Source organism: Streptomyces sp. NPDC006879 (assembly GCF_042869595.1).
GTDB lineage: Bacteria > Actinomycetota > Actinomycetes > Streptomycetales > Streptomycetaceae > Streptomyces.
In genome coordinates this window covers 123,643-141,838 of record NZ_JBIAGC010000002.1, presented here as the reverse complement: position 1 = coordinate 141,838, position 18,196 = coordinate 123,643, and the positions used below count along the sequence as shown (strand labels likewise).

The 18,196-nt window shown below is 70.9% G+C and carries 21 protein-coding genes; 2 read left to right on the top strand and 19 right to left on the bottom strand.

Annotation, left to right across the window (positions count from 1 at the left end; genetic code table 11):
• Positions 1-19: 19 nt before the first annotated feature.
• The 14 genes from ACFYMC_RS02180 to ACFYMC_RS02115 all read right to left on the bottom strand — a co-directional run bounded on the left by ACFYMC_RS02180 (position 20) and on the right by ACFYMC_RS02115 (position 11,044).
• The gene (locus ACFYMC_RS02180; RefSeq protein ID WP_360455531.1) at positions 20-874 is read right to left on the bottom strand and encodes a hypothetical protein; all 855 of its coding nucleotides are present in this window, start codon (positions 872-874) and stop codon (positions 20-22) included.
• The gene (locus tag ACFYMC_RS02175; RefSeq protein ID WP_388517950.1) at positions 874-1,917 is read right to left on the bottom strand and encodes a hypothetical protein; all 1,044 of its coding nucleotides are present in this window, start codon (positions 1,915-1,917) and stop codon (positions 874-876) included. Before ACFYMC_RS02175 ends, ACFYMC_RS02180 begins: the two co-directional genes overlap by 1 nt.
• 75 nt (positions 1,918-1,992) lie before the next feature.
• Complete coding sequence (locus tag ACFYMC_RS02170) at positions 1,993-2,976, bottom strand: hypothetical protein (protein ID WP_388517402.1); 984 nt, start codon at positions 2,974-2,976, stop codon at positions 1,993-1,995.
• 14 nt (positions 2,977-2,990) lie between these two features.
• Positions 2,991-3,896 carry a phage distal tail protein gene (locus tag ACFYMC_RS02165; RefSeq protein ID WP_388517399.1) on the bottom strand — a complete coding sequence of 302 codons (906 nt, stop codon included), beginning with the start codon at positions 3,894-3,896 and terminating at the stop codon, positions 2,991-2,993.
• Between the two features lie 6 nt (positions 3,897-3,902).
• Positions 3,903-6,320: a phage tail tape measure protein gene (locus ACFYMC_RS02160; RefSeq protein WP_388517396.1), complete on the bottom strand. Its 2,418-nt coding sequence runs from the start codon at positions 6,318-6,320 to the stop codon at positions 3,903-3,905.
• A 224-nt stretch (positions 6,321-6,544) separates the two neighbouring features.
• On the bottom strand, positions 6,545-7,030 hold the full coding sequence (locus tag ACFYMC_RS02155) for a hypothetical protein (protein ID WP_279925856.1): 486 nt from the start codon (positions 7,028-7,030) through the stop codon (positions 6,545-6,547).
• A complete protein-coding gene (locus ACFYMC_RS02150) occupies positions 7,030-7,563 on the bottom strand; it encodes a phage tail tube protein (RefSeq protein WP_388517393.1) in 534 nt (177 codons plus the stop codon). The genes ACFYMC_RS02155 and ACFYMC_RS02150 overlap by 1 nt, the downstream gene beginning before the upstream one ends.
• A 9-nt stretch (positions 7,564-7,572) precedes the next feature.
• Positions 7,573-8,004: a minor capsid protein gene (locus tag ACFYMC_RS02145; RefSeq protein ID WP_388517391.1), complete on the bottom strand. Its 432-nt coding sequence runs from the start codon at positions 8,002-8,004 to the stop codon at positions 7,573-7,575.
• Positions 8,001-8,348 carry a hypothetical protein gene (locus ACFYMC_RS02140; protein WP_380833322.1) on the bottom strand — a complete coding sequence of 116 codons (348 nt, stop codon included), beginning with the start codon at positions 8,346-8,348 and terminating at the stop codon, positions 8,001-8,003. The genes ACFYMC_RS02145 and ACFYMC_RS02140 overlap by 4 nt, the downstream gene beginning before the upstream one ends.
• Positions 8,345-8,665 carry a hypothetical protein gene (locus tag ACFYMC_RS02135; protein WP_381148979.1) on the bottom strand — a complete coding sequence of 107 codons (321 nt, stop codon included), beginning with the start codon at positions 8,663-8,665 and terminating at the stop codon, positions 8,345-8,347. The genes ACFYMC_RS02140 and ACFYMC_RS02135 overlap by 4 nt, the downstream gene beginning before the upstream one ends.
• Positions 8,659-9,057, bottom strand: a complete 399-nt coding sequence (locus ACFYMC_RS02130; protein ID WP_381148980.1) for a hypothetical protein — start codon at positions 9,055-9,057, stop codon at positions 8,659-8,661. Before ACFYMC_RS02130 ends, ACFYMC_RS02135 begins: the two co-directional genes overlap by 7 nt.
• Positions 9,058-9,059: 2 nt before the next feature.
• Positions 9,060-9,305 (bottom strand): hypothetical protein, encoded by a 246-nt coding sequence (locus ACFYMC_RS02125; RefSeq protein ID WP_388517387.1) that lies wholly within the window; start codon positions 9,303-9,305, stop codon positions 9,060-9,062.
• A gap of 11 nt (positions 9,306-9,316) precedes the next feature.
• Positions 9,317-10,327 (bottom strand): major capsid protein, encoded by a 1,011-nt coding sequence (locus ACFYMC_RS02120; RefSeq protein ID WP_388517385.1) that lies wholly within the window; start codon positions 10,325-10,327, stop codon positions 9,317-9,319.
• Positions 10,328-10,345: 18 nt separating this feature from the next.
• Positions 10,346-11,044: a hypothetical protein gene (locus ACFYMC_RS02115; protein WP_388517382.1), complete on the bottom strand. Its 699-nt coding sequence runs from the start codon at positions 11,042-11,044 to the stop codon at positions 10,346-10,348.
• Positions 11,045-11,091: 47 nt separating this feature from the next.
• On the opposite strand from ACFYMC_RS02115, the gene ACFYMC_RS02110 reads away from it, so the two are divergent.
• A complete protein-coding gene (locus tag ACFYMC_RS02110) occupies positions 11,092-11,538 on the top strand; it encodes a restriction endonuclease (protein WP_388517380.1) in 447 nt (148 codons plus the stop codon).
• A 136-nt stretch (positions 11,539-11,674) separates the two neighbouring features.
• Here ACFYMC_RS02110 and ACFYMC_RS02105 read toward each other — a convergent pair whose 3' ends face one another.
• Positions 11,675-13,966 (bottom strand): phage minor capsid protein, encoded by a 2,292-nt coding sequence (locus tag ACFYMC_RS02105; RefSeq protein ID WP_388517377.1) that lies wholly within the window; start codon positions 13,964-13,966, stop codon positions 11,675-11,677.
• A gap of 36 nt (positions 13,967-14,002) precedes the next feature.
• On the opposite strand from ACFYMC_RS02105, the gene ACFYMC_RS02100 reads away from it, so the two are divergent.
• Entirely contained in the window at positions 14,003-14,530 is a 528-nt protein-coding gene (locus ACFYMC_RS02100) for an HNH endonuclease signature motif containing protein (protein WP_388517374.1), read from the top strand.
• Between the two features lie 11 nt (positions 14,531-14,541).
• Here ACFYMC_RS02100 and ACFYMC_RS02095 read toward each other — a convergent pair whose 3' ends face one another.
• The 4 genes from ACFYMC_RS02095 to ACFYMC_RS02080 form a co-directional block, all read right to left on the bottom strand.
• Entirely contained in the window at positions 14,542-15,960 is a 1,419-nt protein-coding gene (locus tag ACFYMC_RS02095) for a phage portal protein (RefSeq protein ID WP_388517947.1), read from the bottom strand.
• Between the two features lie 49 nt (positions 15,961-16,009).
• Complete coding sequence (locus tag ACFYMC_RS02090) at positions 16,010-16,441, bottom strand: HNH endonuclease signature motif containing protein (RefSeq protein WP_388517372.1); 432 nt, start codon at positions 16,439-16,441, stop codon at positions 16,010-16,012.
• 71 nt (positions 16,442-16,512) lie between these two features.
• Positions 16,513-17,748 carry a PBSX family phage terminase large subunit gene (locus tag ACFYMC_RS02085; protein ID WP_388517369.1) on the bottom strand — a complete coding sequence of 412 codons (1,236 nt, stop codon included), beginning with the start codon at positions 17,746-17,748 and terminating at the stop codon, positions 16,513-16,515.
• Positions 17,745-18,188 carry a helix-turn-helix domain-containing protein gene (locus ACFYMC_RS02080; RefSeq protein WP_388517366.1) on the bottom strand — a complete coding sequence of 148 codons (444 nt, stop codon included), beginning with the start codon at positions 18,186-18,188 and terminating at the stop codon, positions 17,745-17,747. The genes ACFYMC_RS02085 and ACFYMC_RS02080 overlap by 4 nt, the downstream gene beginning before the upstream one ends.
• Positions 18,189-18,196: the final 8 nt, after the last annotated feature.

Below are 18,196 nucleotides of genomic sequence, written 5' to 3'. Positions count from 1 at the left end.
CAGCAGTGCGGGGCCCTCCCTAGTCGTCGATGGTGCGCATCCCCGGTGCGGGCGCCCCGGGGTCGGTCTTGGGGGCGGGCGGTTCGGAGAGCAGCGGTGCGCCGAGATCCGCCGACGCTGCGGCGGTGGCGGTCGCCGGCGGGTCCGGCGCTTCGTCGGCCGTGAACGTGTTGCGGGTGTAGCTGCTGAAAATCCGGGTCTCGATCGCGCCGCCGCTGGTCTTGGCCCGGTGCTCGATGAGCCAGTGCACGTATCCGAGGTGTTCGACGCCGTGCAGCGGCCACGTGTGCGTCTTGTTCACCCACGTGTTTGCGGGGATGTCGTACTCGGTCATCACGACCGGATCGCCGTCGGGCGGGTCCATCGTGATCCGCACCTGCCCGCCCCCGGTGCTCGCGATGCTCGACATGTAGAGGACCATCACGGCGTTGTGCGCGGGGGCGCCCCCTGCCCAAGCAGGCTGATACGTCGTCGAGGTGCTGCCCTGCTGCTTGGTCGGATACAGCGGGACGGGCATCCAGGGGCGGCCGAGAAAGCGGCGGGTGTAGTAGTCATCCATCAGGATCACGTCGCCCTCGCGGGAGAACTGCCGGATCATGTTGGAGCCCTCGCCCGAGCCGCCCACGTTGAACGCGAGGGTGCCGTCGCTGCGCTGGATCTTGACGCCGTAGGCGCCATCCCACAGAGCACCGACACCGAAAATGCCGGTGCCGTCCGGGGCGGACACCTCCAGTGAGCCGCCCTCGCCGATCCGGACCGGGCCGGCGGTGATCTCGTCGAGCGCGGGCCGGATGTTCGCGCGGCCCGTGAGGGTGCGCACCTCGCGCTCAAGCGCGCGGATGCGGTCGAGGATGTCGAGCGGGATCGCTGCCACTAGGCGGCCTCCAAGCTGAGTTTTGCGGTTTCGGGTCGGCCGCGCAGCGGCGGGGAGATCGCGAGGCCGACCACCCGGTACCGGCGGTCGAGCCCCTCGGCCCACCACAGATCACGGATGCGCACGCGAACGGTGGCGCCCAGCAGCGAGGGCGACAGGGGCGTGCGGTCGAGCGCGACGGTCACCTCGGGGATCGTCTGCGGGTGCAGCGCGGCGGCCAGGTCGGCGCGCGCGTGCGCGTCGAGGGTGGCCTGCTCGGTCACGGTGGAGTAGTCCGAGGTTCCGTCCAGCCGCGGCCACCCGATGCCGAGCTGCTCGTCGTCGTCGAGCAGCTCGGACATCAGGGGTAGCGATTCCTTGGTCTGGTTCTTGTTGTCGGACGCGCCCCGGGCCTGCCACGCGTTCGCCCGCACGGTCGCGTCGACGGGCCACGCGTAGGACATGACCGGGCCCGGGTGGTCGAGGACAACATCGCTCGCCCCGGTCCGGATGACCGGGGAACCGAGTTGCAGCCGCTTGACGCGCCGGCCGCTGCCCGGATCGCGAAAGCTCGCGATCCTCCACTCGAACCCGCCCTCGACGGCGGCGAGTTGGTCGATCACCTCGCGGATACGCGGCACGTCATAGCGGCGGTACGTGCGGTCACGCTTGACGCCCGAGAGCTGCTCGGCGTCGTACTCGATCCCGATGTCGCCGCCGGGCAGGCTCGCGGCGTAGTCGAGCAGCCCCCGCACGATGTCGTACTGGTCGACCTGTACGGCCTCCTGCGTGTGCAGAATCGCGCGGTGATCGAGGTACGACGCCCACCCGCCGGCCTGTACCTGTAGGCCGAGAAACCCCCGTTCGTTGCTGGTCAGGTTCGCGGTCCACAACACGCCGCCCCACCAGATTTCGGGGCCGCGCTCGATCCACAGGGCCGTACGCCCGGGTTCGATGGCGGCGCGCGCACGGGCGGCGACGGATCGGTTCGGCAGAGGGACGGTGGCTGAGGCCGAGCCCGTCTTGCCGATGTAGTCGTCGAACTGGACGTCGGTCACCGGCAGGACGTCGAGCACCTGATCGGTGCGCAGGTCACACAGGATGACTCGGTACGTGGGGGAGATCAGTACGGCACCCCCTCATGCGTCGAGCGGGTAGATCAGGCCCGACAGGGCCGCCCACGTGGTCAAGTCCGAGTTGCCGATGAAGTGCAGAGTTCCGTCGGTCTGACAGTCGACCTTGATGGGGACGCCGCCGGCGGCGATCGACGCCGAGGTGTGCAGCGCGGGCCGCAGGGCCGAGGGGAGCGGGGACGCGAGCGGCTTCCCGCTGTTCGGCGGAACCCCCTTCGTCGTCCAGGACACTCCGCCGCGCCACTGCATGTGGGGAATCCCGCCGAGCATGATCCGGCGGTACCTGATCGTGCCCTGATAGTTGCCCCCGTTGGTGTATCCGGAGGCGAGGGCCGGCGTTGTCCACCCGATCACGGGGTCGAGGGTCTGCCACGCCGCGCCGTCCCACCGGTCGAGGCCAGTCCCGTTGTCGCGGTACTGGCCCGGGTACCCGCCGGGGAAGGACAGGCCCCACCCGCGCGGGATGATGCCCCCGTACGCCGAGGTGTAGCGGCGGCGGTCGGCGAGCGCGCTCTGCCATGCGATGCCGCCGGTACCGGCCGAGGTACCGGCCGGAACGGTGACATCCCACAGCCGCAGCGCGGGCGTGATCAGGGTCGGCGCCGTCGGCGTCGCCGTCGCCTCGCCTTGCAGCACCTCGACGGTGACCTCGGTCTGCTCGCTCGTGTCGTACAACCCGTCGCGGATCTTCAGAATGACCGAGTCGATGCGGGTGTACTGCGCGTGTCCGTCGCCGATCGTGAGCGTCTCGGGGGAGGTCACGGCAACCGGATACGCGCCCTGCGCGGCAGCGCCCTGCACCACGGCGCGGCCGACGCCGATCTGTACCTGCATGGCACCCGTGCCGGTCGCGGCGAGCGGGTCGCCGCCGGCGATCACGCCGTCGCGCGTGAGGGTCTCGGACTCGGGCGCCATGGCGCCGAGCGGCACGAGTCGGGTGTCTTCTCTGGTCTGGCCGTTGGGCAGCAGCCATCCGGCGCGCACGGTCACGTCGGGGTACCTCCTTACCAGTAGGCGGAGCGCCACCGGAGCGAGACCGAGGCGCGGGGATCGGTGGAGCCGGGCGCGGCTCGGAAGACGAGCGAGGACGCGCCCGGGGCGAGGGCGAATAGCTGCTCGGGTGCGCTGCGGGCGGTGGCCGTATACAGACGCGAGGCGGTGCCGTTGAGCGTGACCGTGCCCTCGCGGGTGTCGACGAGCAGCTCGTCGTCGGCGGCGAGGTCAAGGTCGTACTCGATCGTCTCGCCGGTCGCGAGGTTGGTCACGGACGGCAGGGAGACCGGCCCCCGGATCGTCACGACCGGATGGCTCGGCGCGTCGCCCGTGTTGAGCGCGAGCAGGGCCCCGGTGCTGCCCGGGGTGCCGAACATCATCGGGTAGGCGAGGTGTTCGGGCCCGGGGTCGAGGTGCCAGTCGAGACCGGCCTCGGGCGCGGGCAGGTGCGCGGTGGCCTGCTGCTCGACGACGCCGTACCGGCGCGGGTCGGTGGCCTCGAACTGCATCGCGGCCCCGGTGACGACGCCGACCGCGTACCCGCCCGTGCCGACCGGCACGGCGCGGCGGATGCACCGCACCCAAGACAGCAGCGGCGGGGAGTCGTCGAGGCGGATCACGAGCGGCTGCTCGTCGTCCCGTAGCGCGGTCGCTGCGGACAGGGCACGCACGGCGCCCCCCATGCGACCGGGCTCGGTGCGGATCACGACGCCGTCGAGAGTGATCGTGCGCGGCTGCGCGAGCAGCCGGCCGAGGTAGGCGCCGTGCGCATCCGACCGGTTGACCGTGCCCGAGTCGTATCCGGGAGTGTCCTCCCACCCGGTCAGCGACTGCCACCCGTAGGCGGTCCGGGGCCCGAGCAGCAGCTCGCCGACTTGTACGTGCCCGGGGAGGGTGACCAGATCACCGGGCGCCATGTCCGGTCACCCCCTGCCCTTGGCGTGCCATGCGAGGGCGACCGCCGTTTGATCGGCGGTCGCCTCGCCGGCGTGCCAGTTCTCGATGTGCACGGTTGCGCCCCAACCGCCGGACGCTGCACCGCCGTTGGCGGGTGCCCCGGCGGTGGCGAACTGCGGCGCGGCGGGAACCGAGACGAGATTGCGCATCGTGCGGTCGACGGCCGGTGCGCCCGCCTTGATGCCCTCGACGATTCCCGCAGGAATGAACTTGCCGATCTTGTCGCGCATGAGACGCGACGGGGAATGAATTCCCAGCGCCTTTGCGATCGGGCCCGGAATCAGATTCTTGGCCCATGACATCAGGGTCGAACGCAGCCAAGAGCCCATGCCCTTGATGCCGTTCCAAAGGCCCGTGATCAGATCGCGGCCCTTGTCGTAGAGCATCGAGCCGAAGTTGCCGAAGTAACCGGCGATCCTCCCCGGGAGTCCGCGCACCCACGAAAGCATTTCCCCGGCTTTGCGGACCGTGCCCGACTTGATCGAGTCCCAATGCTTGATGATGAGACCGACCAAAGTCCAGTTGAGGAAGAAATTAACGATCCGGCCCGGAATGCCCTTGACCCAATCGACCGTGGCATTCCAAATGCGGACTGTGCCCGAATTGATCGAGTCCCAATGCTTGATGATCAGACCGACCAAAGTCCAGTTGAGGAAGAAGTCGAGGATCTTCTGACCGACCCATTGCAGCTTTCCCCAGACCCAATCCCAAGCGGCCTTTGTGGCGGAAACGATCGTGTCCCAGTTGGCCACGATCAGGGCGACGATGCCGACCACGGCAGCGATCACGAGCGCGATCGGGCCCATGGCGAGCAGCCATGCCGCAGCCATCCGGGCGCCCTGTATCAGGGACTGCGTCCCCATCAGCACCCACGACGCGACCACCCGCACCGCAGCCGCGGCGGCCCCCGCGCCCTGCGCCACCCAACCCGCGAGCATCGTCGCGTTGAGCAGCACGAACCGGGCGGCGGCGGTCACGCCGGCGGCGGTCTGCGTGGCCCATCCGGTCACAACCGCGACGGTCGTCGTCGCTGCGGTCGTGGCGAGCGCGACGAGCGTCGGCAGCATCAGGACCGTGATCACGCCGGCGGCGACCGAGAGCGCCGTCGAGTGCTCGGAGATCCACCCGACGGACGCGCGCAGCGCGCCGCCGAGCCCCCCGTCGCCGATCCAGTCGGCGGCGGTCTCAAGCGCCGGAACGAGATAGGTCCCGAGCACGCCGACGAGCTTTTGCTCTATGCCGCGCTTGAACGCTTCGAGTTTGGTCGCCGCATTGTCGTGCATGGCGTCGCCGGCGGCGTCGGTGGCGCCCTTGACGTCGCCGAGTGCCTTTACCGCGCTGGACGGATCGAGCGAGTAGAGCGCGCGCTGCATGTCCTCGGACTTGGTTCCGAAGAGTCCGAGCGCGATCTCGCTCTGCTTTGCGGGGTCCTTGACGCCGCGCAGTTTATCGAGGACTTGATCAAGCGCCTTTGCGGCTTCCGGCCCGCCCTCTTGGAAAACCTTCTGCATCTTGTCGGCAGAAAATCCGAGATCCGTAAAGGCGGTCGCCGTCGCGTCGCTCATCCCCTGCGCTTGAAGGGTGAATTCCTTCAAGCTGTCGGCGACCGAGTCGGCGTCACGAGCGCCGCCCTTGAGCCCCTGCTGCAAAAGCCCCATGGACGTCTGAGAATCGAGGCCAAGCTGCCGGAATTCCGTCGGATACTCGGCGAACGTGTCGAGGAGATCCTCGGCGACGTCGACGCCGTTCTGCGAGCCGCGCACGAGCACGTCGAGCGCTTCCTGCGCGTTCTTGGCGAGCCCGTTTTTCATCATCGTGCCCACGGCACGAGACACCTTGGACACGTCCTCGCCCATGACCGAGGCAGCGCTCGCGACCTGCGTCGCAAGCGTCTTGACCTGGCCTCGGGTCGCCTCGGGCGGCAGCAGACCGTTTCGGGCGATGCCCTTGATGATCTCGGCGCCGTCCTCGACCGAGTCGACGATCGCCCCCGCGTACAGGTCGCCCGCGGCCTGGCCGTAGGTCTTGGCGACCGGCCCGGTCGCGCCGAGCTGCGCCTGCAACGTTCCGGGGATCTTGCTTTGGTCGAGGGCCTTGTCGATCCCGGCCATGAGCGCGCCGCCGATCGCCGCGCCGATCGCGGCGGCGGCGATCCCCTTCATGGCGGTCTCGATGCCGGACGACGCACGGTCGGCGCCGTCGGCCGCGCCGTCGGCGAGACCGTCGCCGAGCCCCTCGCCCGCGCGGTCACCGCTGCGTTCGGCGTCGGCGGCGATCCGGTCGCCGCCCGACTGCACCGCAGCGCGGGCGCGGTTCATCCCGGAGACGGCGCCCGAGTCGTCGATCGTGACCGTGGCGGCGAGCTCGCCCACCATGAGCGCCATGGGGCCTCACCTCCCGTTGGGTCGGCCTCCCGACGGGGAGGGGTCAGGCGGAGGAGTGAGGACCCGCGCGAGGCGGGACTCGGCGGAGAGCAGGGCGAGCACGCGCACCCGCAGCCATCGCCACGACCGGGCGCGCAGCAGGCCCGGGGTGCCTAGGTCGACGCCGTAGACCTCGTGCAGATCGGCCTCGACGAGCGGCCACTCGGCGAGGATCTGCGCCCACGTCAGCGACGCTTGCGGCCCTTGCTGTTTCCTCGGGGCCGTGCCGGGCGGGTACTCGTACCACTCGTAGAGCCCCGAGACGGGGTCGAGCTCGCCGCACCCGATCGGTTCCGGCGAGCCGCCCTGTTCGGGGCCAGACGAGAAGGGTCGCCGGCCGCGTTCCAGTACCGTTCGGCCGCGTTCTTGTCCTGCGCGATCCACACCATGGCGGTGATCGCCGCGTGCTTGAGCGCGGGCCACTTCACGCCGTCGGCGACCATCTGATCGTGGGCAGCGCCGAGCACCTCGCGGTAGAGGTCGCGCTCGGCGGCGTCGCCGAGCACCTGCTCGTCGGCGCGTCCGCCGTCGGCCGCGACGGCGGCGGCGTTGATCAGGGCCTGCGTGCGCAGACCGATCTCGGCTGACGGGGCGTCGACGGTGTAGAGGCGCCCGCCGATGGGGAGTTCGAGCCGTTCGTCGAGCAGCTCGTCGAGGGCCTCGAACGCCACTACGCATCACCCCCGAGCGTCTTGGTCTCGACGGCGAGCAGGCCGGCGCCGGCGACCGGGTTCGTGATCTCGGTGAGTGGGCCGGAACCGGTAAGCGTGACCTTGATCGTGTCGACCGCGTCCGGGCCGCCCCCGTCGGGTTCCCACGTCACCAGGGCCGTGCCTTCCTGCGCGTCTGCGGCGCCGGTGCGGTCGTAGTAGCGGACCCGCACGTACGACGCCGCCCCGAAGGATCGGGCCGCCTTCCTGAGTGCTTCCTGCGCGGCGTTGAACACGCCGGTCGTCGGGTGCGCGCGGTGCGCGATGGTGGTCTCGATCGACCACGCGAGCATGGTCACGGCCTGCTCGCTCCACCCCTCGGCGTCGTAGGTGGTCACCTCCTGCTGCGTCGGGTCGATCTTCGGAGTGAACTCGGTGACCCCGGGGACCAGCGTCCACACCGGGGTTTCGGGCGCGGTGCCCATGTCCAGCTCAAGGCGGTACCTGCGGGCGAGCGCGGTTACGGTCTCGGCCGGGGGCGTCGGCGTACTCAACGGCGCCTCCTATTCGAGGTTGGGGTGCGCGCGGTGCGCGCGGGCGTAGTAGTTGGCGGTCCGCTCCCAGCGGCCCGAGGAGTCGGCGCCGATCGGGGCGGCCGAGACGCGATAGACGAGCTGCACGGGGACGGCACCGAACCGGTGCGGTCCGGACGCGTGCAGCAGCTCGTGCACCTGGTCGTCGAGGGCGTCGACCTCGCGCGGGTCGGCGCCCGCGCGGGTGCGCACCTGAATCCCGGTGGTCGTGTCGGTCAGCACCGGGGAGTCGGTGACCGGATATGCGGACAGGCAGATGCACCGGTCGGGAGCGGGGGGAAGCGCGGAAACCGTGATCGCGGTCTCGCCCGCCGCGTACGGGCCGTCGGTGCGGTAGGTGCCGAGGCCGGCGTCGTGCAGCAGGCGGGCGAGACCGTCGAGCAGGTCGACGGTGTAGGTCATCGCAGCGCGCGCCGGATCTGCGCGGCGATCAGGGCCTGCACCTCGGCCGAGGTCTCGGGCAGAACGCTTTCGAGGTACTTCGCGGTCCGTCCGGGCGCGTGCCGGGCGTTCAAGTCCTCGTGCACGCGGCGGGCGTACGGGGTGTCATAGCTGACGGCGGCCGTCATGGTCGACTCGTCGACCGAGGTCGCGCCGGAGCGTTCGAGGGTGCCCTCGTTGATCGGCACGCGCTGCCTGCTCGCGGCGAGCACGTGCTCGGCGCCGAGCAGCAGACCCCGGGCCGCGGCCTCGCGGATCGCGCCCGTGGCGGCGTCGCCGTTCCAGCGCAGACGGGTGCGGCTCATTCGCACATCACCTCCGTTGACGCGGGCACCGGGAGGCCCGGGGCGGTATGCACTGCGGTACTGATCGCGGTCGTGATCCGGCCGCGCGGCAGCGTCACGCGCGACCCCGGCGGACAGTCCAGATCGGGGGCGGCGATGATCTGCGCGGTACTGGTGACCTCGCGGCCGTCGGGGGCGCGCACCATGCGCACGGCCTCGCCGACGAGTGCGGAGTGCTCGGCGGGTGGCCCGTACGTCGGTCCGTACGCGCCGTCGCCGAGGTAGGGCTCGACGCCGATCCGATGGCGGAGCAGGGAGGGCGGGACGCGGGTCACCATGCCATCACCCGCCCCGGTTCGAGGCCGGCGCGGCGCAGCGTGCGAGCCGCGCGCGGAGCGAGCTCGACGCCGGACGCGCCCGCGGCCGAGGCGGCACGGCCAGAGAGGCTGACGGGCCCGATCGAGACTGAGTCCCACTTGCCCGCGGCGCCCGTGCCGTCGTCGCCGGCGGCGAGCCAATACTCGACCTGCGCGCACGTCGCCGAGCCGAGCGCGGCGGCGATCTCGGGGTCGAGCGGGTCGCCGTCGTCGTCGACGGGGTAGATCGCGGTCAGCAGCGCACTGTCGATGTCCTCGCCGGCCCGCGCGATCAGCCGCTCGGCGTCCGGGGGCGCCGCGGTCCCGAGCCAGGCGGCGAGCTGCTCGGGTGTGGTGTACGGCTGTCGGGCCACGATCACCCCCTCTTGGCTCGGGCAGCAGAACGGCCCGCCGACTTGTCGTTCGGCGGGCCGTCCGGTCCGGTGGGCTGCTCGGCGTCCGGCGGATCGTGGTCGAGGGGCTGCACGTCGTATCCGGCCCCCTGGCAGTACCCGATCACTGCCGGGTCACTGGTGGTGGCCGTGCCGTCGACGAACGGCACACCGCCGGGGCCCTCGCCGGTGAAGTCGTCGACCGGGGCGGTAATGCGCATGGTGGTCATGTCCGGCCCCCTCACGCGCTCTTGATGTTGCGGAACACAGCAGCCGCGCGGGTGGCCTTGAGGACCGGGGCGACCGGACCCATCTCGACCTCGCCCGTCTTGACGGCGCCGGACCGGTCGAACTCGGGAAGCCACGTGTTCACCAGCGGCGAGCCGCCCCCGACCGAGGCCCCATGGAACCCGTCGAGCCCGTAGCGCACGGCGTACAGGTCGCCGAGGCCCGAGACGTTCCCGCCGGCGCCGGCGCCGTCCGGGTCGCGGGTCACGAGCCCGATCACGTCCGTGTTCGAGCCGGCCCTGCTCTTGAGGTCGACGAGCTGAATCCCGTTGTACGCGTTGACCGGGCGCCCGAAAGCGTCCGTGCCCTTGTCGAGCTGGTCGGTCCACGCCGCGATGGTCTTGAACAGAGACAGGGTCTTGCGGTTGCCGTAGATGACATCCGGGGCGTCATCCATGGTGGCGAGCCAGTCGTCGACGTGGCGCTGCGCGGCGAGCGCGCTCGCCTTGTCGTTGATCGCCGTCCAGTCGACGTATCCCTCGGCGACGCCGTTGTTCAGCGGCAGATACTCGGTGCTCGACCCCGTGAGGATCTTCGACAGACCGTCGAACCCGTTGGTCTCGACTGCCTTGTCGCCGTTGATCACGGCATCGGCGAACTTCGCACGGCTCGCCTTGATGAGCTGCTGCATGTTCAGGGTGACGGCGCCCGAGGCCGAGGGGCCGATACGGGCGATCACCCGGTCGATCTGGAAGGACCCGCCGAGCGGCACGAGATCGACGGTGTACCGCTGCGTCGAGACCTCGGCGGGCGTGTACTCGGTGTTCAGCGGGCGGAAGTCGGCCGAGCGCTGCGTGATCAGCCGGCGGTATCCGTAGGTGAGGGTGTCGCCGCCGGTCGGGCTTACGACGTTGTCGAACGTCAGGCGGTCGAGGATGTCGCTCGACTTGCGGAACTCGTCGATCACCTGCACGTCGACGTCGTCCTGCGCGTTGTTCCGTGCCTCGGTAAGGGAGGTAGGCAAAGGGTTCTCCTAGGTGGTTCAGGCGCCGCTCATCCGGGCGGCGACGGCGTCGTGCAGGGAGGTAGCGCGGCGGTCGCCTGCGGGCGGGCCGTTGAACTCGCCGCCCCCGCGCGGCGGTCCGGCCGGCGTGGCGCGGTAGAGCTCGGGGTCGGCCTCGACTGCGGCTGTGATCGCCGCGGTGAGCGCGTCGCCGAACCCGCTGTCGGCGGGGTCGAGCTCGGCGACCGAGGCGAGGAACGAACGGGAGTTGAGCAGGCGGTCGCCGCGGGCGCCCTGATCGGCGGCGACGCGGGCGACGGCGAGCTCGACGCGGGCCGAGCGGAGCGCGGCCCCGTTCTCGGAGAGCAGCCGGTCGCGCTCGGCGACCGCGGCGGCGAGGGCGGCGGGGTTCTGCTCGGCCTCGCCACCGTTGGGGTTGAGCGCGCGCGTCACGGCGTCCAGCGCGGCGCGCAGCTCGTCGCGCTCGGCCGCGGCCTGCTCGGCGCGCGCGGTCGCGTCGGCGAGCTGCTGCTCGCCGGCGGGGTTCGGGGCCGGCGGGGCGGGCGGTGCAGGGTTCGGGTCTCCGGCCGGCGGGGCGGGCGGGCCGGCAGGGTCGCCGCCATCGCCCGAGCCGCCCTTGATGGGCCAGATCGGGCGACCGTCGCGGCGGAAGCCGAGGGCGGCCTCACCCGTGCGCGGGTGGACCGGCAGAGGGGCGTCGGGGATGTGCTCGGGCATGGATACGCCCTCCAAAGTGTCAGCGGGGCAAAGTACGGTCGGGGTTTGTGACTGAGTTGGCTGCGCGTGGGAGTTCAGAAGCCTCATGGCGAGAGTTCGAGTTGCTCGTCGCCGAGGTCGTCCGCCGGAGCGATCCGCTCGCGACCGTCGAGCATGACCAACGGTTGCGAGGGCGCAGCGGGAAGCTGCGCCAGATTGATGTCCTGGCGCGTGGCAAAGTCGCGGGCGAGGAGATCCTGATCGTGGTCGAGTGCAAGGACCACGGGCGCCCTGTCGGGGTCGCCGAGGTCGAGGCGTTCCTCGGCAAGTTGCTGGACGTCGCAGCAGACAAGGGAGTGTTGTTCTCGTCCAGCGGTTACACCGATGGGGCAGTTCGCCGGATGGAGAGCACCACCCATCCGAGAATCAACGCTTACGGATACTTTCGCCCTGCGGCGAGGGAGCGGCACTACGAAGAGATCCTCGACGGCGAATTTTGGGAACCTACGGCGTAGCCGCGGACCCAAGCGGCAATCAGCCGCGGGTCGTTGTACCCGGGGGCGTCGGTCGGCGGCCGGCCTGCTCGTGCGGTGTCGGCGCCGTCCCGGCGGGCGCGCAGCGCGGCCTCGCGGAATCCCAACGGATCACCCCCTAGAACTTGCGCCGCTGGTTCTCGCGAGCGCTGCGGGCGGTCTCGCCGGCCCCGGTCCGCACGCCGGTTACCTGCTCGGTGAACTCGGCGAGGGTGACCCGGGGGGAGACCTCTTCCCAAAACCTGATCAGTTCCTCGCTCGCGCGGGCGTACGCGACGTGCGCCGGGCCCTTGAACAGCGTTCGCGGGTCGACGCCGGCGGCTCGTGCCTTTCGGTTGAGTAGATAGCCGTTGCTGTAGTCCTCGGCGGCGAGCCACTGCACGTAGATGTGTTCCTCGTACATCTCGCGTATCTCGTCGCGGCTGTAGGCGTCGCGTGCGGCCCGTGCTTCGAGCTCGCGCTCGTACACCCAACGTTCGGTGGCGGACATGTGCTCTGTGCCGTCTGGGCCGCGCTCGATGTCTGCGCCGTGGGGCCCCCACTCGTCGGGGTCGGCCGGCGGCGGGTCGTCGAGGCGGATCGGGTGCATGGCGTCGTCGAGGGCCTCGCGGGCGGCGAGCGTGTCGGCGACCGTCGCGCCCGCCGCGGGCGGCGCGGGCGGCGGCGGGGCGGGCGGGTGCCGGCGGTCGATCTCGGCCGCGATCCGCTCGGCCTCCTCGGGGCGCGCGTAGCGGATGCCCCACACGAGCAGATCGTCGCCGAGCTCGGCCAGGTCCCCGGCGAGGCGCCCGCCGGGAAACAGCGCGTCGAGCAGACGGCGGCGGTGAATCTCGGCGCCGATCGCCGGCCGGTCCTCGGGCACGTGCCGTGCGCGGGTGGCGAGGGCCTGCTCGGACATGCCGACAAGATCGCCGCGCACGCCGGGCATGGCGGCGTCGATGTCGCGCCGGTCGGCCTCGGCCATGACGCGCAGCAGCCCGTCGTCGTCGAGCAGCAGCGCGACGCGAGCGAGCTCGTCGTCGCTGAACTCGGCGAGGCTGTCGACCATCCGCCCGCCGGGGCGGATGCGGTCGAGCAGGGCCTGCTCGTCGCGCCGTTCGGCCTCGGCCCCGATACGGCCGAGGTTGCGCTCGTCGAGCACTCCGGGCCGTATCGCGGCGCCGAGCTGCTCGTCGGTGAGCTCGGGCAGGGTGCGCTCGTCGCCGGCCCGTACCCGCGCGGCCTCGAACGTGTCCGACCCCGGGCCGCTCGGCGCCCCCGGGCGGCCGGCGGTGCCCCCCGCCGGCGGCAGGTTGCCCGCGCCGAGCTGCTCGCGCTCGCGGCGACGGATGAGCTCGGGATGCGCGGCGAGGTGCTCGCGCATCCGGCCCTGCCACTGCCGCACCCGCGCCTCGGCCGCGCGCTTGGCCTCGGGCGTGGTGGCGACGGCGGCGCGGTTCTTCCACTTCCTGATAGCGCGCTCGATCGCACGCTGCCGCTGTGAGGCTTCGTACCCGTTCGGGTCCTCGGAGTGCTCGACCGGGGCCCGGGTGACCCCGGGCAGGTAAGCGCTTGTCGAGTGGCGGCAGTTGGGATGCTGCAACCCCTGCCGACGTGCTTCGTCGAGGGAGCCGGCGACGTGCACCCGCACGGTGCGCCCGTCCTCGATGGCGTGCTCGGCCTCGATCGTCCGGGCGCCGCCCGGTCCGTCGAGGCTGAGCACCTCACCCTCGAACCGCGCGCAGAGGGGGCACTCGTGCGGGGTGTTGGAGACGATGACCAGACCGACACCGGCGGCGCGCAGCTTGTCGCCGTGCGCCTCGACCGCGGCCCGCCCGACGGCGGTCCGCACGGCCATCTCGGCGTATGACGTCATCTGCCACGCGCGCCCGCCCTTGTCGACGAACGTGCGCAAGCCCCGGTCGGCGAACCGTTCGAGGGCGCGCTGCGTGGCCTGCCGACGTGAGTCGATGCCGAGGATCGGTGTCGCCGACACTTCGCTGATGATCTGCCGGTAACCGTCCTCGACGCCGCGCAGAATCCCGCGGTGTGTCTCGGTGACGAGCTCGACGGTCTCGGCGGCGAGCCGGTCAACGGCCCGGATGTTGGGGGTGGCGTCGGCGATCCGCCGGGCGTCGTCATCCGACAGGGCGCCGAGCTCGGCGAGGCCGGCCCGCGCGCCGAGGTCGTACGCCTCGGTCACGGCCGAGAACACCTCAAGGTCGAGGGAGGTCCCGAGCGCGTCGACGACGCCCTGCGCCGCGCGGCGTAGCGGCTGGATGTCCCGCAGCTTGGCCACGGCCCAACCGGGGGCGTCGTACCCGTCTGCGAGTTGGCGGGCGACGATGCCGAGCAGTCGCTGCTCGGCGTCCGCGTACAGGTCACGGACGGCGGCCGAGAGGTCCTCGGCCATGGCAGGGTGGATCGGCAAGGCGAACCTCCCGTTCAGCGGCTAGAGTTGGCTGCTATGCCTGAAGGTCGTCCGGCGATTCCGGAGCCGCTGAAGCGAGAAGTCCTAGTCGAAGCGGGGCATCGCTGCGCAATCCCTACATGTCGTCGCAGTCCGGTGCAGATCGCTCATATCGAGCCATGGGCAAAGGTCCGGGTACACGAGTTCCATAACCTCGTTCCTCTGTGCGGCTACTGCCATGACCTTGAGAAAGCAGGCCAGATCGACAGGAAGTCACTCAGGCAGTACAAGGCGAACCTTGGGCTTTTGAGCTCTCGCTATGGGGATTACGAGCGAAGGGTGCTGACGGTGTTCGGGGTTCAGCAGGGGGATATCGACAGCTTCACTGATGGACCGTACTTCGTCCTGCCCCGAGGTCGTGAGCTGGATCTCTGGTGCCTAATTCACGACCGGATGATTGAGCCGGTGATGAAGCACGGCGATGACTGCGGCAGAGGGATTGTTGCTGGTGACGTGACCTTTCGTTTCACGGCGGATGGCCGCGATCTAGTTCGTCGGCTGCGGGACGCGCACCCGATTGAGTAGGCGGGCTCGTCCTACGCGAGAGCGCCGCGCTGCATGGGGTCGGGTACGGCGGCGCCCGTCTCGGTCAGGATGCGGTCGACCTCGGCCTGCACGTCGGCCGCGTCCCATTCGGGGTGCAGCATCCGCACGCGGGTTTCGGTCGAAACCGTTTGCGCCTGCTGGAGGAGCGTCAAGGTCTGCGCGAGCGAGGATGCGTCCTCGGTGATCGAGTCGCCGAAGGCGACGCGGGGCCGCTCGGGCACGATCCGCGGGGTGAACAGTGCGCTGTCAAGGAGCAGCAGCACGTACAGCATGTCGGCGACAGGTGGCGACCAGTACCTGACCTTCTTTCCCCGGGTGATCAGGCTCTTCCGCTCGCGTGCCTTGATCTCGGTCGCAGTGAGCGCGGCGCCCTGGTCGCCGAGCCCGAACGTCGCCGCGGAGTATCCGGCGCTCATCACGGCTTGCCGGGTGATCGCGGTCGAGGTGCGCTCGTGCTCGTCGACTCGGATCTCGAATTGGTTCAGGGTGATTCCGGCGCCGCCCTGCTCGGTCGGCGGGATGTTGAGAAGGGTCCAGATTTCCCGGTCGTCGTCAAAGCTCGCTCCGCGGCCGGGCCCGTGGTCGCGCAGGTACCCGTCGGGGACGAGCAGCCGTGCGCGGGCGAGCCGCAGGTCGCGAATCCATGACGTCCATGTCGAATCGAGCGCGTCGAACAAGTCATACAGGGGAGCGCTGTAGTCGCTGCGCCCGAATGGCGAGCCGCGGTGCTTGCGGTGGGGGCGGATGTTGGGGCAGTAGGCGGCGGTCAGCAGGTCGATACCGGTCTCGATCGCGTCGCCGTCCGGGCCGAGCGAGTCGGCGAGGGCGGCGACCTCGGGGTGTTCGGTGATCGGCACGCGCACGCCGAGGCTGTCGGCCGACCCCTGATAGAGCCCGTGCTCGATCCGGCCCGGGGAGTGCCGTTCGAGGTGGCGCCACACCGTGACCGAGTCTGCGGCGAGCTCGCGCCAGAAGGTCACGGCGGCGAGGTGCCCCCAGCGCCATTCGGGCACCGCGGCGTCGGGGTGCACGGTCGTGAGCAGCGGCCGGCCGGCGAGCGAGCGATCCCACGTGACGCGCAGGTACACGCCGCCGAGCGCGGCGGCGACCTCGGCCGCTTCAAGCAGGGTGTTCGCGATGCCGTCGGCCGCGGCGAGCTCGTCGAGCCTGTCTTGCGTGGCGGTGTCCTCGACGGTGAACTCGGGCGGCTCGCTGAACAGCAGATCGGCGCTCGCGGTGGCGATGTCGCCGGGCAAGGGGATGTGCAGCCGGTGATCGGGGACCCCGGGCTGCTCGGCCCGGTCGCGTCCCCACAAGCGGCGCCGGCCGTCGCGGCGCCGCGGGGCGTCGCGGTAGACGGTGGCGAGCTTGTCGCGGTCGCCGGAGTACCAAGCATCATCGACCCGCACTTCGGCGTAGTGCCGAGCGAGGGCCGGCGGCGGCCACGGTGCGCCGTTGTCAGGCAGGGGCACAGCTCACCCCCCGACGTCGGTCTCGGGCCCGCCGTGCCGCGCACGGCCGGCAGTGCCGGGTGCCGTTCGGGGCGCGGTAGGTGTTCGCGTGGTTGAACCGGTGCCCGCGGGCGCAGTGCGTCTGACGCGCCCGACGCGCGGCGGGGCTGATCCCTCGCCGGATGTTGGTCCGGGTGGTGACCACTTCGAGGTGATCAGGGTTGACGCAGTGGCGCCGGCGGCACAGGTGGTCGATCACGAGCCCGCGGGGAATCGGCCCCCGTGCGAGCTCATAGGCGACACGGTGCGCGTACTGCGGGCGGCCGGCGACCTTGAACTGCCCGTACCCGTTGGGCTTGACGTGAGCCGTCCAGTCCCAGCACCCGAGCGGGCCGGGGGCGACCTTGTCGAGGAACCGGTCGGTCAGGGAAGGGGGCACGCGATCACCCCCTCGGTGTGCTCGGGCCCGGGGCGCGGCGAGGCGCCCCGGGCGGGGTGATGGGGGAGTGATCAGGCAGCGGTCGTCAGCAGTCCGCGCCACTCGTGCACGGTGCTGTGCACCGCGTAGCGCAGCGCGTCGAGCGAGTGATCGTCCTGCTTGACGGGGCGGTCCTCGCCGCGGGCCGCGGCGGCGTCATCCCATACGTACGTGGGGAACTCGGCGAGCAGTCCCTCGCACGAGCGGTGCACCAGGAGCGCGCCGGCGTCGAGGGCGTTCGCCACGCTGCGGATGCCGTCGAGCACGCTGTTATTGGCACGGGCGACGTTCGGGTACCCGTCGGCCCATAGCTGCGTGGAGTAGCTCGCCGCGCTCGGGTCTATGAACGTCCACTCGGGCCGCACGCCCTGCTCGGCGATCCACTTGCGGACGGCGCGGCTGTACTGCGCGTCGGTCATCTGCCGACGGGTGGCTCGGGCGTCGTGTCGCCACTCGCTCACCGCGTACAGCCGGCCGTCAGTGCCGAGGCCGAGCAGGATCGCCGAGAACGGGTTGCTCGTCCCGTAGTCCACGCCGACCCAATAGCGATGGATCTCGGGCAGTTCATCGACGACGTGCCGCTGCTCGTCGTACATGTCGTAGATCGCGCCCTCGGCGACGACCCACTCGCCGAGGATCATCCGGCGCCGCCACAGTCCGGTGTACTCCGCGGACAGTGCCTTGACGTAGGCCGGTGACAGGGCGGGATTGTCGGCGAGTTTGAAGTGCCAGGAAGCGAGGTCGAGCTCGTGCTGCCGGTCGAGGTACTTCGCTTTGAGCCAGTGCCGAGGGCCGTCGGGGTTGGTGGTGCCGATCAGGATGGCGCGGGCGACGCTCAGTCGGGCGAGTAGCTGAGTGAAGAACGCTTCCGGCAGCAACGTGACCTCGTCGGCGTACGCGACGGATGCGGTCAGCCCTCGCAGCCGGCCCTCGGACCGGGAGTCACTCGCGCCGATCAGGTGGACAACTCGTCCGAGGATCACGGCCGTTGTGGCGCCGCGGGTGTGATGGACCTCGGCCGCGGTGTCCGAGAACAACTCGGGGTCTTGAAGCGGCTCGATCACATTCCGCTCGATCGTGGCGAGCGACCGTCCCACAATCAGGATGAGCCCCGAGGCGGGCGCCCGCCGTACGGCGAGCAGGAAGCGCAACAGACTGGAGATCGTCTTACCGCTGCGCACGCTGCCGTGCCACAAGTTGATACGGGCCGTGGCCTCGCGGATCGAGCGCAGTTGCTTGTCGGAGAGGTGTCCCGCCGCGGGAATCACCCCCCGTCCGGTGCACCGTCCTGCGGGCCGAGCAGGGCGTCGGCGAGGCGGTCGAGCATTCCGCCGGCGCTGCTGGTCTTGGTGTTACGGGCGAGCTCGGCGACCTTGGCGTGCACTTCGGTGAGCGCGCGGGCGGCGGTGGCGTAGTCGCGGGCATCGCGGGCAGAGTCGGCGACGCCGACCCGCTCAACCTGCGCGAGGGCGCCGTCGAGGGCGTCGTCGGCGAGCTGCTCGCGGCGGGCGGCGGCGTCCGCCGTGCGCGCCTCGGTCGCGGCGGCGACCCGCGCCCCGCCAGAGAACGCGAGCCCCTCGGCGGCGGCGATCTTAGAGACCGTGGCGGCGCCGCGGCCGAGCTCGCGGGCGATCTGGTTACGGGACTTGCCCTCGGCGTGCAACCGGCGGACCTGCTTGCGGTCCCAGTCAGTGATCTGTGAGCTCATGTCTCACC

What these genes read in the sequence shown, in the direction of transcription:
- ACFYMC_RS02165 (WP_388517399.1), bottom strand. Translation starts at nt 3,896, where the DNA reads ATGGCGCCCGGTGATCTGGTCACCCTCCCCGGGCACGTACAAGTCGGC.
- ACFYMC_RS02160 (WP_388517396.1), bottom strand. Translation starts at nt 6,320, where the DNA reads ATGGCGCTCATGGTGGGCGAGCTCGCCGCCACGGTCACGATCGACGAC.
- ACFYMC_RS02145 (WP_388517391.1), bottom strand. Translation starts at nt 8,004, where the DNA reads ATGACCTACACCGTCGACCTGCTCGACGGTCTCGCCCGCCTGCTGCAC.
- ACFYMC_RS02140 (WP_380833322.1), bottom strand. Translation starts at nt 8,348, where the DNA reads ATGAGCCGCACCCGTCTGCGCTGGAACGGCGACGCCGCCACGGGCGCG.
- ACFYMC_RS02135 (WP_381148979.1), bottom strand. Translation starts at nt 8,665, where the DNA reads ATGGTGACCCGCGTCCCGCCCTCCCTGCTCCGCCATCGGATCGGCGTC.
- ACFYMC_RS02125 (WP_388517387.1), bottom strand. Translation starts at nt 9,305, where the DNA reads ATGACCACCATGCGCATTACCGCCCCGGTCGACGACTTCACCGGCGAG.
- ACFYMC_RS02115 (WP_388517382.1), bottom strand. Translation starts at nt 11,044, where the DNA reads ATGCCCGAGCACATCCCCGACGCCCCTCTGCCGGTCCACCCGCGCACG.
- ACFYMC_RS02100 (WP_388517374.1), top strand. Translation starts at nt 14,003, where the DNA reads ATGCCTGAAGGTCGTCCGGCGATTCCGGAGCCGCTGAAGCGAGAAGTC.
- ACFYMC_RS02080 (WP_388517366.1), bottom strand. Translation starts at nt 18,188, where the DNA reads ATGAGCTCACAGATCACTGACTGGGACCGCAAGCAGGTCCGCCGGTTG.